Raw genomic sequence first — 15498 nt, forward strand, 5'->3', positions numbered from 1 at the left:
CGGCATGCGAGCCCTCAATAGGGGCTCGCCACGTCACCCGTCTCGACATAGACGGTCTTGAGCTGCGAGTAATGGTGCAGGGCGGCGAGAGAGTTCTCTCGCCCGATGCCGGACTGCTTGACCCCACCGAATGGGATTTCCACCGGCGTCAGATTGTAGTTGTTGATCCAGCAGCTTCCGGCCTGAAGCTCCCCTGCGACGCGATGCGCGCGCGGCAGGTCGCGACTGAACACGCCCGCGGACAGCCCGAACTCGCTGTTATTGGCGCGGGCGATCACCTCGTCCTCTTCCGAGAAAGTCAATACGCTCATCACCGGTCCGAAGATCTCCTCGCGTGCGATGCGCATGGTGTCGGTTACGCCGGTGAAGATCGTCGGTTCGATGAAGAAGCCGTTCTCGAATCCCTGGAGGGAGGGGATGCCTCCGCCGCAATGCAGCGTGGCGCCTTCCTGCTTGCCGATTTCGATGTAGCCGGTCACCTTCTCCTGCTGTGCCTTGTTGATCAGCGGACCCATCTGCGTTTCGGGATCGAGCGGGTCGCCAATGCGGATCGCCTTGGTGCGTGCCGTCAGCCGGTCGAGAAAACGCTCGTAGATGCCGTTCTGGACAAAGACCCGGGTGCCGTTGGAGCAGACCTGACCTGTCGAATAGAAATTGCCCATCATGGCGCCACCCACGGCATTCTCTATGTCGGCGTCATCGAAGATGATGAGGGGCGACTTGCCGCCGAGTTCCATCGTGGCGTGTTTCATGTGGGAGCCGGCGAGCGCCAGGACCTTCTTGCCGGTCGGCACCGAGCCGGTCAACGACACCTTCGCCACCAGGGGATGCGAAGCGAGGGCAGCGCCGACGTCGCCATAGCCCTGCACCACGTTGAAGAGGCCGTCGGGCAAGCCGGCTTCCGTATAGATCTCGGCGAGTGCCAACGCCGAAAGCGGCGTGTTCTCCGATGGCTTGAACACCATGGCGTTGCCCATGGCCAGCGCCGGCGCCGATTTCCACGCAGCGCCCTGGATGGGATAGTTCCACGCCCCGATCCCAACGCAAACGCCCAGCGCTTCGCGGCGCGTATAGGCGAAGGATCCGCCAAGATCGACATAGTCGCCATTGAAGGTGGCCACCGCGCCGCCGAAGAATTCCAGAGCGTCCGCCGCCGAAGCCGGGTCGGCGACGAGCGTTTCCTGTATCGCCTTGCCGGTGTCGAGCGTCTCCAGCCGTGCGAGCTCGGCATTGCGTGCGCGAAGCAGATCGGCCGCGCGGCGCAGGACGCGGCCGCGTTCGGCCGGTTTCATCTGGGCCCAGGCGGGCTGGGCGGCACGCGCGGCCTCGACGGCGAGTTCGATGACGTTGGTGGTGGCGGCATGAAGCCTGGCGATCGTTTCGCCCGTGGCAGGATAGATGACCGGGAGGGCCGCCCCCTGATCATCGTCGACATAGCGACCATTGATATAGTGCGATGCAGTGGGCTGGGCTTTCATGCTCGCCTCCGGGTGTCTTCTGCTTTCATCGTGCCTTCTCGCACGAAGCTCTATCGATCGGAAACCGCCCAACGCGGGTTGATCCACGGCTCCTGGTTGGATGGCGCAAGCGGCGTCTTCCCCAGAATATGGTCGGCGGCTTTCTCGCCCGCCATGATCGAGGGGCCGTTGAGATTTCCGTTGGTGACACGCGGAAAAATCGAGGAATCGGCGACCCTCAGGCCCTCCACCCCGATCACCCGGCATTCCGGATCGACCACGCTTGTCCTGTCATCAGCGCGCCCCATCCGGCAGGTGCCGCAAGGATGATAGGCGCTTTCGACATGAGCGCGGATGAAGTCGTCGAGCTCTCCGTTCGACTGGACGTGACTGCCGGGCGAGATCTCTTCTCCCCGGTAGGGATCGAAGGCCGGTTGCCCAAAGATTTCGCGGGTCAGGCGGATGCAATGGCGAAAGTCGGCCCAATCGTCCTCATGCGACATATAGTTGAAGAGGATCACTGGTTTGGCCAGAGGGTCGCCCGAACGCAGCCTCACCGAGCCGCGCGACTTCGAGCGCATCGGTCCGACATGTGCCTGGAAGCCATGCGAGCCGGCCGCCGCCTTGCCATCATAGCGGATCGCGGCGGGCAGGAAATGATACTGGATGTCGGGGTAGTCGACTCCCGGCTTGGAGCGCAGGAAGGCGGCGGATTCGAAATGGTTGGTCGCGCCGAGGCCAGTCTTGAACAACAGCCATTCGGCTCCGATCATCGCCTTGGAGAAAAGATTGAGCTTCGAATAAAGCGTGATCGGCTGGATCGACTCCTGCTGGATATAGAGTTCGAGATGATCCTGCAGGTTCTGCCCGACACCCGGCCTGTCGGCGACGACCGCGATGCCGTGCTCGCGAAGATGGGCTGCCGGCCCGATACCGGACAGCATCAGGAGTTTCGGCGAATTGATCGAGGAGGCCGCGACGATCACCTCACGTCGCGCCTTAACAACTTGAATCTGGTTTCGAACGCGGATCTCGACGCCGGTGGCGCGTTGATTCTCGATGATCACCCGCGATGCCAAGCCGTTGACGAGACTCACATTCTGCCGCTTGAGCGCCGGCCGCAAATAGGCGTTGGCGGCTGACCAACGCCGGCCGAGGTGGATCGTCTGCTCCATAGCGCCGAAGCCTTCCTGCTTCGATCCGTTGTAATCCTCCGTGATTTCGAAACCCGCCTGCCGTCCGGCCTCCACAAAGACCCTGTAGAGGGGATTCCATTGGGGACCAGGCCGGACATGGAGCGGGCCCTCCGTGCCGCGCCATCCCTCCTCGCCGCCATGCGCGTGTTCCATCCGTTTGAAATACGGAAGGACGTCGGAGAAGGACCAGCCCGTGGCGCCCTGCTCGGCCCAATGGTCGTAGTCATGGGCATGGCCGCGGACATAGACCATTCCATTGATGGAGGATGAGCCGCCGAGCACCTTGCCACGGGGAGTGGCAAGAATCCGCCCGCCAAGATGCGGCTCGGGCTCGGTTTGAAATCCCCAGTCGTAGCGGCTCATATTCATCGGGAAAGACAACGCCGCAGGCATCTGGATGAGCGGACCCATATCCGTGCCGCCATACTCGATGACGACGACGCGATTCTTGCCGTCCTCCGACAGGCGGTAGGCAAGGGCGGCACCGGCAGAGCCGGAGCCGACGACGACGAAATCGGCCTCAAGCATCGGCGACATGTTCGCTGAAATCGGCCGGGGAAACATTGCGGCCGGTTGCGATGACAACCACCGCCGCCTGCGGTGTCGCTGCATAGGCGCATCGGAGATGATCCAGAGCGGGAATGCCGGTCATCACTCTCCCCGCGGGAAACGTTTGCTCTCTTCGAGCACGTTCAGGTCCATGTGGTTGCGCATGTAGCGTTCGGACGCTTTTAGCTGGGGCTGGAATTCCCAAGGGAAATGGTCGCCCTTGCGCAGGGCCGAATACACCGTCCATCGGCGGGCCTGGCTATTGCGCACCGCTGCGTCGAAGATCGCCATATCCCAACGGGCCCGGATCTTTTCCATGAAAGTGGCGACTCGCGCCGCGTGCTCCGGTTTCGCTGCGAGATTGTCGAGCTCATGCGGATCCGATTCCAGATCAAAGAGTTGCGGCGGATCGATCTCGCAATGGACGAATTTGTACCTGCCGTCGCGTAGCGCCACCAGGGGCGCGTAGCTGCCTTCGGCCGCGTATTCCATCGGAACCGGCGAAGCACGCTCTCCGCTGCGCATTACGGCCAGAAGCGACTGGCCGTCGATCCAGGGCGCCGTGGCCGAGGCATCGATTCCGGCGAACTCGCAGAGGGTCGCCGCGACGTCGAGGGTCGAAACCGGCGCGGTGACGAGGCCTGGCTCGATGCCCGGCCCAGCCATCAGCAGAGGCACCCGCGCTGCCCCTTCGTAGAAACACATCTTGAACCACATGCCGCGCTCCCCGAGCATGTCGCCATGATCGGAACAGAACAGCACGACTGTGTCCTCGAGCATCCTCGTGGCTTCGAGCGCCGCGAGCAATTCGCCGAGCTTGTCGTCGACGTAGGAGATGCTCGCGAAATAGCCGCGGCGGGCGCGCCTGACATGGTTGGGAGTGACGTCGAAGCTAGTGTAGTCGCTGGCAAGATAGAGGCGTTGCGAATGCGCATCCTGCTCTTCGAAGGGAATGAAGCCGATCTCGGGATCCAGCGCTGGGCAGTCTTCGTAGAGGTCCCAATATTTGCGCCGCGCCACATAGGGATCGTGTGGATGGGTGAAGGAGACGGTCAGGCACCATGGCCGCCGATCGTGATCGGCCGAGACACGTGCCAGTTGATGTAGTTTCTGAATTGCATGGAAGGCGACCTCGTCGTCATACTCCAGCTGATTGGTCGTCTCGGCGATCCCCGCGCCCGTGACCGAGCCGAGATTGTGATACCACCAGTCGATGCGTTCGCCCGGCCTGCGATAATCCGGCGTCCAGCCGAAATCGGCGGGATAAATGTCGGTCGTTAACCGCTCCTCGAAGCCGTGCAACTGGTCGGGCCCGATAAAATGCATCTTGCCGGAAAGGCAGGTGTAGTAGCCCGCATTGCGCAGGTGGTGCGCGAAAGTCGGGATGTCGGAGGCGAACTCGGCAGCGTTGTCGTAGACGCGGGTCCGCGAGGGAAGCTGCCCGGTCATGAAGGAAGCCCTGGCCGGCGCGCAGAGCGGCGAGGCCGTGTAGCAATTGGCGAAGCGCGCCGCTTTGGAGGCCAGCGTCCTGAGATGGGGGGCGTACAGGAAGTCGGCCGGACCATCCGGGAACAGGGTTCCAGTCAACTGGTCCACCATGACGATGAGGATGTTCGGACGTTTCGTCATCGGCTGAACTGCCCGATCTTCATGGTGAGAAAATCCTCCACGAGCGCGATTGCGCTTCCTGCGTTGGGCGGGCCGTCCTTCAGTGCCCGGCGAATGTAGAGCCCGTCGATGAGCGCCGCTATCGCCTCGGCGGTGCGCTCGGCTTCGGCTCGCGTCATCAGCGGCGCGAGCCCGCTCATCAGATTGGAATGGAGCCGGCGAGCATAGATGCGCAACAGCCGGCGAAGCTCCGCCGAATGCTGGGCGGCGACATAGAAGGTGAGCCAGGCCGCGATGGTTTCCGCCTGGAACTGCGTCTCGGAAAAATTCACGCGGACAATGGCGGCCACACGGGAACGTGGGTCGCGCGCGTCGGAGAGTGCCGCACGGACATCTCTGCCAAGCTCGGTGAGAAGATGGCGCATCGTAGCCTGCAGCAGGCCTTCCTTGGCACCGAAATAGTGATGGGCGAGGGCCGAAGAGACGCCGGCGCGGCCGGCGATGTCCGACATGGTGACGTCGAGCGACCCGCGCTCGCCGATCGCGGAGATCGTCGCGTCGATCAGCGCCCGCCGGCGCAGGGGCTCCATTCCGACCTTCGGCATCTGCTTCCTCCGACGGACAGGTTATTTTTAATTGATGCGTCAATCAATAAAAATCCAGTGCTGCTCAAATCGATTCAGTTGTTTACGGAAGCTGGTAAAACGTTCATGATTGAACAATATAAATCCTGTGCCGGAGCAAGCCGCTCCGTGCTAGGTTTGCGCGAGGATGGAGATTCCGATGACTGCATGTATCGTGGGCTGGGCTCATTCCCGGTTCGGTAAGCTCGAAGGCGAGACGCTCGAGAACATGATCGTCCAGGTCGCGAGGGAGGCGCTGGATCACGCGGGCATCGGTCCGGACGAAGTCGACGAGATCGTGCTCGGCCATTTCAATGCGGGCTTTTCGCCTCAGGATTTCACCGCAAGCCTCGTGCTGCAGGCCGATGACAGATTACGATTCAAGCCGGCGACACGTGTCGAGAATGCTTGCGCAACAGGCTCCGCGGCGGTCCGCCAGGGTATCCGCGCGGTCGATTCCGGTGCCGCGAGAATCGTGCTCGTGGTTGGCGCGGAGCAGATGACGACAACGCCCGGGCCTGAGATCGGCAAGAACCTTTTGCGCGCCTCCTATCTTCCGGAGGACGGCGACACGCCGGCCGGTTTTGCCGGCGTCTTCGGCAAGATCGCGCAGGCCTATTTCCAACGCCACGGCGACCAGTCCGACGCGCTGGCGACCATCGCCGCCAAGAATCACAAGAACGGCGTCGAAAATCCCTATGCCCAGATGCGCAAGGATTTCGGTTTCGATTTCTGCCGCCATGAGAGCGAAAAGAATCCATTCGTGGCCGGTCCGCTGAAGCGCACGGATTGCTCGCTGGTCTCGGACGGCGCGGCCGCACTCGTGCTGACGGACGCGACCACAGCCCTGTCGATGCGTCGCGCTGTTGCGTTCCGGGCTAACGAGCATGTTCAGGATTTCCTGCCGATGTCGAAGCGCGATATCCTGCTGTTCGAGGGATGCGAGCAGGCTTGGGCGCGGGCGCTGAAGAAAGCCGGCGTGACGCTCGATGATCTGTCTTTCGTCGAGACGCATGACTGCTTCACCATCGCCGAGCTTATCGAATACGAAGCCATGGGCTTGGCGAAGCGCGGGGAGGGCGGCAAGGTTGCTCTGGAAGGACTGACTGCCAAGGACGGCAAGCTGCCGGTCAATCCCTCGGGCGGTCTGAAGGCCAAGGGGCATCCGATCGGCGCGACCGGCGTTTCGATGCATGTGCTGACCTCGATGCAACTCACCGGCGAGGCTGGTGGCATCCAGGTGCCGAACGCCAAGCTCGGCGGCATCTTCAACATGGGCGGCGCCGCGGTCGCCAATTACGTGTCGATCCTGGATCGCATCAGATGAAGCAATCGGCCGTCGTCACCGGAGGCGCATCTGGTATCGGCCTTGCCGTTGCGGAGCGTCTCCTGGATGACGGCTGGCCCGTCGCGATCCTCGACGCTGACGCTGAGGCGCTGACGCGGGCCGAAGACGCTCTCTCCGGAGAGAACGCCATCTTTCTGACTGCTGATGTCACCGACGAAGACGAAGTTGCCGAGGCCTTCGACGAAGTGGTCGACCGGCTCGGCCTGATCGGCGGGTTGGTGAACTCCGCCGGCATCGCTCGCGACGTGCCGGCGGAAGAGACCAGTGCGGAACTGTTTCGCGAGATTCTCGATGTCAATCTGGTTGGCTCCTTCATCTCGGCCAAGGCGGCTCTGGAGCGGATGGGGGCGACCCTATCGATCGTCAATCTCGCATCCGTTTCGGGTCTCCGCGCAAATCGAGGCCGCGTGGCTTATGGAGCATCCAAGGCGGGCGTGAAGCTGATGTCGGAGGTCTTGGCGTTGGAGTTCGGCCATCGGGCCGTGCGGGTGAATTGCGTCGCGCCGGGGCCGATCGAATCGCCGGCAATCGCGCGCATGCATTCGCCCGAAGACCGCAAGCGCTGGCTGGGCCGGGTGCCGCAGGGCCGATACGGCGAGCCGGAGGAGGTGGCGGCCGCGATCGCCTTCCTACTCTCGCCGGAGGCGAGCTACATCAACGGTCACACGCTCGCCGTCGACGGCGGCTTTCTGTCGGCGGGACTAATCGAGGAGCGATAGGTCCCGCCGACCCTAAAGCCACTAATTATCGACCTCACCGGCCTGTCCCCGCCGCCAATAAGCGGCGGCGAGGAAGCGATCCCTCGGCAAACGGCGCTCCTGCTTCAGAAATTTTCGGATCTGGCGGGATGCAGCCTGCTCGCAGCCCACCCAGACATAGGGGTCGCTTTCCCACAGTTTCTCGTCGAGTGCGCGCAGGCTGTCGAACAGGAGGTCGGTGCTTCCTGCGGGACGACCATCACGCGAAAGAAAACGCAGGTCGATGCCGGGGCCAAAAGCCAATGTCTGCCGCTCGGAGGGCGCGGCGGTCTCGACGAACGCTACGGCATTGGCGGTCGACGGCAATTCCTCCAGCATGCGCGAAATGGCCGGCAGCGCGGTTTCGTCACCGGCGAAGACATAGCGTGAGGAATGGGGAAGGGTACCGCCACCCGGCCCGGTCATGCCGACGACGTCGCCGGGCGTCGCATTCCTGGCGAATTCGGCGCCAGGCATCGCATCACCCTCGTGCAGCACGAAATCGATGTCGATCTCACCTGTCGCGACATCGATGCGGCGGATCGTGTAAACGCGTGAGATCGGACGCTCTCCGTCAGGCCAGGCCTGACGGCCATCCTCGCCGATCACAGGCCAGACTGTTGCTATTCCCGGCCGAGGCGGAAACAGGAGCCGGACGTGCAAGCCGTTCCGGGCAAAGCGCTCGAGATCTTTGCCCTGCAGCGTCACACGGCGCATCAGTGGCGTCACCTGCGCGGCCCGGACGACCGTCATCTCACGGAAATAGGGAGCCGGAGTGCCCGGCTTGATCCCGCCTTGCCAAATGATGTCCGGTTTCTCGTCGGGCGCGAACTCGTAGACATGCTCGGCTACGCTCCACTGCAGAAAGGACAGCGACGTGTCGTCGTTGGCCTCGACCCTGAAGCTTATGCCGCCATCGTCGAGCCTGACGGTTGCCACGCCGATTTCCAACTCGATGGACCAAGCGATGTCTGCGCCGGAGACCGTGCCATGCTCGCCGAAATGCTCGCGCAGGCGCGACATGACCGGTGCAGGAGCGCGCAGGGCAACAAGTGTTTCGGCGGTAAGCGAATGGGCGACACCCATGCGGAACTCCTAGGCTTTCTGGCGCGCCAGAGGCTGGCGCTGCCCGAGGGCGATGAAAATCAGGGGGACGGCCGCTTCCTACTATGAGAGCGCTGCGATATATAAGTGGATGTACACAGTCAACTTTGTCTTGGCATAATCCAGGCGTATTTGGGTGAGGCACTGCGTGCGCTGTGGCGCCACTCTTCCGGGTGGTTGTCAGACCTGATAGTGGGGATGCATTGGTCGATTACTCTTCCTCGGATCTCTGAAAGTGTCCAATCCGGTTCTCGTCGAAGTTGTCCGCGGCAACACGGTTGAAAGCCTTCACCGCGGTGCGATTGCCATCGTCGACGGCGACGGTAAGTCGGTCTTTGCCCTGGGCGACGTCGAGCGGCCTGTATTTCCGCGTTCGGCCGTCAAGGCCATCCAGGCGCTGCCGCTGGTAGAAAGCAGCGCGGCCGATGCCTACGGTTTCGGTGCGAAGGAGCTGGCGCTGGCCTGCGCCTCCCATTCCGGCGAGCCTGCGCATGTAGAACTTGCGCGTGCGATGCTTGCCAAGGCGGGTCTTGATGAAGCCGCACTAGAATGCGGCGCGCATTGGCCGTCGTCGCAGGATGCGACGGTGACCCTGGCGCGCGCCGGTGGCTCACCGTCGGCGCTGCACAACAATTGTTCGGGCAAACATTCCGGCTTCTTGTGCGTTTGCCGCCACTGTAGCATCGCGCATCACGGCTATGTCGGCGCTGGACACGCTTTTCAGGAGATGGTGCGGAGCACCATGGTGGAGGTGACCGGAGCCCATCACGGTGCCGACAACAGGGGCACGGACGGATGCTCCATTCCGACCTACGCCGTGCCTTTGCGGAGCTTGGCTATCGGCTTTGCCCGCATGGCGACCGGCAATCGTCTCGGTGGGGAACGTGCGGCGGCCGCGAAGCGGCTCCTGTCGGCCTGCATGGCCGAGCCGTTTTATGTTGCCGGTACGGGTCGTGCCTGCACCCGGTTGATGGAGGCAGCCCCGGGACGGATCTTCGCAAAAATCGGAGCCGAGGGTGTCTACTGCGCCGCGATCGAGGAACTCGGACTCGGTATCGCCATCAAATGCGACGATGGCGCAGGCCGGGCGGCGGAGGTGGTCGTCGCCGAGGTTCTGTCGCAGTTGCTCGCCGGGGACGGCTCTGTTTCGGGCAGGCTCGGTAAGCTCGCTCGGCCGGAACTCCAAAATTGGAACGGTATGTTGGTCGGAAGGCTCCAACCTGCGGAGGGATTGCGGATCCGGTAATTCTTTTCAGCTTGCGCGATTGCGATCGACCGTGAGCTGCGTATAGCCGCCGACGCCGTCTTTCGACAGATCGCCGGTCACCGACCTGGTCCATTCGAAACCGACGATCGCGCCGTTGCTCGCCCCTTCTATCAGATTGTCGGTGATCACCGCCGAGCCGACGCCTTGCGCGACGGACACGGCGATGCCGGTTGGTGCCTGCCGGATGACGTTTCCGGTCGCCACGACGTTGCGCATGAATTCGCCCCAGCCGATCATCATGCCATACAGAGATGCATTCTCGACGACATTGCCGGTCGCCGCGCAATCCGCTTCGACCGCAATGCCGATACCGAAGCCGGGCGGAGCGGGCGTGTAGGGTCCTTTTGCCGACAGGTTTCGAACGACGTTTCCGCTGCACGAGGCTAGCCGGCCACCCTCGTTGAAATTGACGATGGAAATGCCGTTCGCCGCCCGATCGACGAGGTTCGCATTGATGACGGCACCTTCGAAGGCGAATTCGGCATAGATGGCGGTCTCGCCCGAACGGGTCGCCGAATTGCCGACGATCTGGATGTTGCTCGAGCTGTTCGCGCGGACCGCCGAAAAGGCGCAATCGAGAATGCTGTTGTTGGAGATCATCACATTGTCGGCGCGGAAGGCATTGATGCCGTTTCCGAACTGGCCCGTTCCGCCGTTGCGGGCAAGAATTCGCTCGACGCGATTGCCCGTCACCATCGTGCCGTCGTCGCCCGTCTGCCAGCGATGGACTAGGATGCCGCCGTTGGCGCAATCGCTGATCCTGTTGCCGGATATGTTGAGGCGAGTGGCGTCTATGGAATAGATTCCTGCATCGGCTGCGCGGGACACGGTGCAGTGCTCGATGCGCCCGCCAACCCTTTCGAGCGCGATACCGCTCCTGCCCGAACCGACCACGTCGCAGCTCTCCATGACAAGTTCGCGCACCCGGCGGAAATGGAGCAGCCCCTGTAAGGGCTCGTCGATCCAGCGGCTGGCACCATCGAAAACGATGCCGGAGAGTTCGATACGGTCGGCATCGTCGGCGAGGATCATGTGCTTGTCGCCGCCATAGATGATACGTGTTGCGCCGGGCACCCCGCTCAACCAGACGCGCCGCGGCAGACTAAGGCCGGAGACCACATAGATCCCAGGGGGCAGGAAGACCGGCGTGCCGGTGTCCGAAGCGGATTGAAGCATCCTGGAAAAGGCCCTGCTTTGGTCGTCGAAAGCGCCGGGGCGGATGCCGAATGTGGTGGCATCGACCGCTCCACGCCGCGAGGCCGTCCCACTTTGGGACATAGGCGACGCAAGCACTGCCGAGGGAATTGTCGGAGCGAGGACAGAAAAGCCGGTCGCGCCGAAAAGCAAGCCGCGTCTGTTCAACATCGGGACAGGCTCCTGGGTTTTGCAACTCATGCGTTGCAGAAGCCGTGCCACAAGCAACATGGCGGTTCGAGCTTGTTAAGTCTGCTAATGACGCTTAGATTTCGCTTATGAGCAGAGCTTTCACCCGCCAAGACGATAACGAAACAAGTCTATCAGACATCGGCGAAAGACCCGTCAGCCAGCATCGAAATCTGGTGACGCCGCACGGGCTTAGTCTGATCGACAAGGAGTTGGCTGGGCTTCGCGAGGAATTCGCCAAGGCGGAAGCGAGCGGCGAACGCGAGCGCATCGCGCTGGTTTCAAGGGACTTGCGCTATTGGAACGCGCGCCGCGAGAATGCCGAAGTTTCCGTGCCCGACGCCGATAGCAAGGTGGTGCGTTTCGGCATGCGCGTAACCGTGGAAGACGAAGACGGCAAGCAGAAGACATGGACGATCGTCGGCGAGGACGAGGCGGACGCCGGGCAGGGCAAGATCTCGCATGTCTCGCCCATGGCGCAGGCTCTGTTCGGCAAGGAGATCGGTGACGTCGCGACGGTCAGCGGCAAGGACTGGGAGATCGTTGCGCTGGACATAGGCGAATAGCGCCTATCCGAGCGGTTCGGTGTGGTCGCGGAAGAATGCGGCCGCGCCAGCTTATTACCGGCGTTCTAACAGCCCGTCCACCAGCCGTTCTGCCGCCTCCGGTATGACCGTTCCCGGGGGGAAGATCTCGGCCGCGCCTGCCTTCAGCACAGCGTCGAAATCCTGGTGCGGGATGACTCCGCCGGCGACGATGACGATGTCGTCGCGCCCCAGTCTCGTGAGTGCCGCCTTGAGTTCCGGAATGAGGGTCAGATGACCGGCCGCCAGCGACGACGCGCCGACGATGTGCACGTCGTGCTCTACCGCAATCTTGGCGATTTCCTCCGGCGTCTGGAACATCGCGCCTACGGTCACGTCGAATCCGAGATCGGCGAAGGCTGTCGCGATCACCTTCTGGCCGCGGTCGTGGCCGTCCTGCCCCATCTTGGCGACCAGAATGCGCGGCTTTCCGCCGGTCCGCTTCTCGAACGCACGAACTTTTTCCTGTATACGGTCCACGACCGGGCTGTCGCCGATCTCCGTGCGATAGACGCCGGAAATCGTGCGTATTTCCGCCACATGGCGGCCGAACACCTTCTCCAATGCCAGCGAGATTTCTCCGACCGTCGCCTTGGCACGGGCTGCGCGAACCGCGAATTCAAGGAGGTTGCCGTCCCCTTCGGCGGCGCGGGTGAGGGCGGTGAGCGCGCTCTCCACTGCGGCGACGTCACGCGTGCCCTTGAGTTGCTGGAGCTTGGACAATTGCCGGGCCCGCACTTCGGCATTGTCGACCTTGAGTACGTCCACTTCGATATCCTGCTGGGGACGGAAGGCGTTCACGCCGACCATCGTCTGGTCGCCGGAGTCGATGCGCGCTTGCGTGCGTGCGGCAGCTTCCTCGATGCGCATCTTCGGAATGCCCTTTTCGATGGCCGCCGCCATCCCGCCAAGGCTTTCCACCTCCTCGATGTGAGAGAGAGAGCGAAGAGCGAGATCGTGCGTGAGGCGCTCGACGAAGGCGGAGCCACCCCATGGATCGATGATCCGCGTCGTTCCGGATTCCTTCTGCAGCACCAATTGCGTATTGCGCGCGATACGGGCCGAATGGTCGGTCGGCAGCGCCAGAGCCTCATCGAAGGAATTGGTATGCAGCGACTGCGTGTGACCCTGGGTGGCGGCCATCGCCTCGATCATGGTCCGGATGATGTTGTTGTAGGGATCCTGTGCGGTGAGCGACCAGCCGGAAGTCTGGCAATGCGCCCTCAGGGACAGGGAGCGCGGGTCTTTCGGCGCGAAGGTCTTCTTCATCAGCGCTGCCCAGAGCAGCCTGCCTGCCCTGAGCTTGGCGACTTCCATGAAAAAGTTCATGCCGGCGTTCCAGAAAAAGGAAAGCCTTGGCGCGAACTTGTCGATGTCGAGACCCGCGGCGACGCCCGCACGAGCATATTCGATACCGTCGGCTATGGTGTAGGCGAGTTCCAGGTCAACCGTCGCGCCGGCCTCCTGGATATGGTAGCCAGAGATCGAGATCGAGTTGAACTTCGGCATGTGCTTCGACGTGTAGGAGAAGATATCCGAAATGATCCGCATCGATGGCTTGGGCGGGTAGATATAGGTGTTGCGGACCATGAACTCCTTGAGGATGTCGTTCTGGATCGTGCCCGCGAGATCCTTCTGCGCAACGCCCTGTTCTTCGCCTGCCACGATGTAGAGCGCCATGATCGGCAACACGGCGCCGTTCATCGTCATCGACACCGTCATTTCCCCGAGGGGGATGCTGTCGAAGAGTTGCCGCATGTCGAGGATCGAGTCGATCGCCACGCCGGCCATGCCGACGTCACCGGCGACACGCGGATGATCGCTGTCGTAACCACGGTGCGTGGCAAGGTCGAAGGCGACGGAAAGGCCCTTCTGGCCGGCGGCGAGGTTGCGCCGGTAGAAGGCGTTCGATTCTTCCGCTGTCGAGAAACCTGCATATTGCCGTATGGTCCAGGGCTGCCGAACATACATGGTCGGGTAGGGGCCGCGCATGAAGGGAGCGGCGCCTGGATAAGTGTCGAGGAAGGGAACTCCGGCGAGATCGCGTTCGCCATAGCTGCGTTTGATGGCAATGCCTTCGGGCGTCTGCCAGAAGCCCCGGCCGGCCTCCCTGGTCTCCGCCCTGGGTTGGGACCAGTCGAGCTTCGAGAAGTCCGGTATCATGCACGGACCTCGATCGTCTCGTCGGTCCGCAGCGGACCCAGCGCCTCACAGAAGGCTACCCCTTCCTGCGATGGTGGACGACGCTCGGCATCGAGCGTCGAGATCGGTCTTTCGCTTTTCAAGGGATATAGCGTCGTTCCGATGATCGAGCGCTCGCCGTCGCGATAGGCTTTGGCTCGGCTCTCTCTCGCTTCGCGGATGCGCGCCTGCAGGCGGTTGCCGGCGAGGCTTCTAAGCAGCCCACCATCGGCTTCGATGGCCTGGAACTCGGCCCAGGCGTGCTCGCAAAGCCCGTCCGTAAGGGCTTCCACGCCGCCGGAACCGGCGGCCGGATCGGCAACGAAATCGACATGGCTTTCGTCTGCCATGACCAACTGAGTGTTGCGCGCCACACGCCGCGCAAAGCTGTCGGGCAGCCCATGCGCGATGCTGTGCGGCAGGATAGCGATGGAATCCGCGCCCCCCGCAGCGGCCGCGAAACAGGCGATCGTCGTTCGCAGGATGTTGGTCTCCGGATCCAGCCGGGTCATCATCCGCCATGACGTCTCTGCATGGATCAGGCCGGGCGTGGGCGCGATCGAGCACGCTTCCTGCGCGCGCTGCCAGAGCTTCCGCATGGCGCGGATCTTGGCCATCGAGAGCAACTGGTCCTGGTCGACGCAAAGCGCGAAGCCAATATGCGGCGTCGCATAGATGAGCGGCTGGCGTGCCTCTTCGAACATGCGCAGATGCGAGACCGCGCCTGCAAGCATGATGCCCAGTTCCTGCGCTTCCGTTGCCCCTGCATTATGGAAGGCGCGGCCGTCCGCCTCGAGCAGGACGCCGGGCACGCCAAGTCCGAAGAAATGCGCAAGCGACTGCGGCAGCGACGCCAGGAGGGCCTCGACCGACATGCGTAGCCTGCCGGTTCCGCCGAAGACGGCGGCCGGGTCGATGCCGAAGGACAGGCTGAGCTTGTCCGGGTCGACCTTGCGAGCGGTGAGCAAAGCGACCAGCCAGTCGACGCAGGCGCGGCTCATCGGATGGGCATCGATCCGCAAGTGCGTGCTGTCGAGAGCGATGCCGTCCAGTACCCTGGCGAGCGCTTCGGGGGTTGCCGGGAGACCGTAGCCGAAGGCGTTTGGGGCGCCTTCGAAAATCAGTGAAAGGCCTGTCGCGCCCTGCGCGACATCCTCCAGTGCCTGGGCGTTGGCCCGGGACGGATCGACATCGTCGATACGTTGCGTGATCATCCAGCGTGCCTCGGGCTTCACGCGGGGGAGCAGACTCGCGTCTCGGGCACGATCGTAGAGCGGTTGGACGGCCATGCCGTCGTCCGTACGCGAAACGAGCGCTTTGTCGAAGGCCGCGCCGGCCAAGGATTTTTCCGCGAGAGCTTGCCACGCGGCGCGGTCAAAAGCGCCGAATTCTGTTTGCTTGAGCAGCTTTGCGCCGTTCATCATTCCTCCTGTTTGACCGGCCTCGCCGAGCAGGAACATC

13 protein-coding genes are annotated in these 15498 nt (G+C 62.8%); 4 read left to right on the top strand and 9 right to left on the bottom strand.

Annotated features, from left to right (window positions below):
- Positions 1 to 14: 14 nt before the first annotated feature.
- The 5 genes from betB to betI are packed head-to-tail and all read right to left on the bottom strand — an operon-like array spanning position 15 to position 5415.
- Entirely contained in the window at positions 15 to 1478 is a 1464-nt protein-coding gene (gene betB, locus ACCO56_RS04635; protein ID WP_433638070.1) for a betaine-aldehyde dehydrogenase, read from the bottom strand.
- A 50-nt stretch (positions 1479 to 1528) separates the two neighbouring features.
- Positions 1529 to 3181, bottom strand: coding sequence for a choline dehydrogenase (gene betA, locus ACCO56_RS04640; protein ID WP_433638342.1), 1653 nt, complete (start codon positions 3179 to 3181; stop codon positions 1529 to 1531).
- Positions 3174 to 3305, bottom strand: a complete 132-nt coding sequence (locus tag ACCO56_RS04645) for a hypothetical protein (protein WP_433638073.1) — start codon at positions 3303 to 3305, stop codon at positions 3174 to 3176. The genes betA and ACCO56_RS04645 overlap by 8 nt, the downstream gene beginning before the upstream one ends.
- Positions 3305 to 4831, bottom strand: coding sequence for a choline-sulfatase (gene betC / locus ACCO56_RS04650; protein ID WP_433638076.1), 1527 nt, complete (start codon positions 4829 to 4831; stop codon positions 3305 to 3307). Before betC ends, ACCO56_RS04645 begins: the two co-directional genes overlap by 1 nt.
- Positions 4828 to 5415: a transcriptional regulator BetI gene (gene betI, locus ACCO56_RS04655; protein ID WP_433638079.1), complete on the bottom strand. Its 588-nt coding sequence runs from the start codon at positions 5413 to 5415 to the stop codon at positions 4828 to 4830. The genes betC and betI overlap by 4 nt, the downstream gene beginning before the upstream one ends.
- A 178-nt stretch (positions 5416 to 5593) precedes the next feature.
- Between betI and ACCO56_RS04660 the strand changes: the two genes are divergently transcribed.
- Together ACCO56_RS04660 and ACCO56_RS04665 are read left to right on the top strand one after the other, a co-directional pair.
- Entirely contained in the window at positions 5594 to 6760 is a 1167-nt protein-coding gene (locus ACCO56_RS04660) for an acetyl-CoA acetyltransferase (RefSeq protein WP_433638081.1), read from the top strand.
- Positions 6757 to 7500, top strand: coding sequence for an SDR family NAD(P)-dependent oxidoreductase (locus tag ACCO56_RS04665; protein WP_433638084.1), 744 nt, complete (start codon positions 6757 to 6759; stop codon positions 7498 to 7500). The genes ACCO56_RS04660 and ACCO56_RS04665 overlap by 4 nt, the downstream gene beginning before the upstream one ends.
- A 21-nt stretch (positions 7501 to 7521) precedes the next feature.
- Here ACCO56_RS04665 and ACCO56_RS04670 read toward each other — a convergent pair whose 3' ends face one another.
- Positions 7522 to 8604, bottom strand: coding sequence for a DUF2218 domain-containing protein (locus ACCO56_RS04670; protein ID WP_433638087.1), 1083 nt, complete (start codon positions 8602 to 8604; stop codon positions 7522 to 7524).
- A gap of 253 nt (positions 8605 to 8857) precedes the next feature.
- On the opposite strand from ACCO56_RS04670, the gene ACCO56_RS04675 reads away from it, so the two are divergent.
- Positions 8858 to 9868 carry an asparaginase gene (locus tag ACCO56_RS04675; protein ID WP_433638090.1) on the top strand — a complete coding sequence of 337 codons (1011 nt, stop codon included), beginning with the start codon at positions 8858 to 8860 and terminating at the stop codon, positions 9866 to 9868.
- Positions 9869 to 9874: 6 nt separating this feature from the next.
- Here the strand turns inward: ACCO56_RS04675 and ACCO56_RS04680 are convergent, their stop codons facing one another.
- The gene (locus ACCO56_RS04680) at positions 9875 to 11254 is read right to left on the bottom strand and encodes a TIGR03808 family TAT-translocated repetitive protein (RefSeq protein WP_433638093.1); all 1380 of its coding nucleotides are present in this window, start codon (positions 11252 to 11254) and stop codon (positions 9875 to 9877) included.
- A 107-nt stretch (positions 11255 to 11361) separates the two neighbouring features.
- On the opposite strand from ACCO56_RS04680, the gene ACCO56_RS04685 reads away from it, so the two are divergent.
- Entirely contained in the window at positions 11362 to 11838 is a 477-nt protein-coding gene (locus ACCO56_RS04685; protein ID WP_433638095.1) for a GreA/GreB family elongation factor, read from the top strand.
- A gap of 54 nt (positions 11839 to 11892) precedes the next feature.
- Here the strand turns inward: ACCO56_RS04685 and scpA are convergent, their stop codons facing one another.
- Together scpA and ACCO56_RS04695 are read right to left on the bottom strand one after the other, a co-directional pair.
- Positions 11893 to 14019, bottom strand: coding sequence for a methylmalonyl-CoA mutase (scpA, locus tag ACCO56_RS04690; protein ID WP_433638098.1), 2127 nt, complete (start codon positions 14017 to 14019; stop codon positions 11893 to 11895).
- Positions 14016 to 15458, bottom strand: a complete 1443-nt coding sequence (locus ACCO56_RS04695) for a methylmalonyl-CoA mutase family protein (protein ID WP_433638344.1) — start codon at positions 15456 to 15458, stop codon at positions 14016 to 14018. The genes scpA and ACCO56_RS04695 overlap by 4 nt, the downstream gene beginning before the upstream one ends.
- Between the last annotated feature and the right edge of the window lie 40 nt (positions 15459 to 15498).

Source organism: Mesorhizobium sp. 1B3, assembly GCF_050958605.1.
Classification (GTDB): Bacteria; Pseudomonadota; Alphaproteobacteria; order Rhizobiales; family Rhizobiaceae.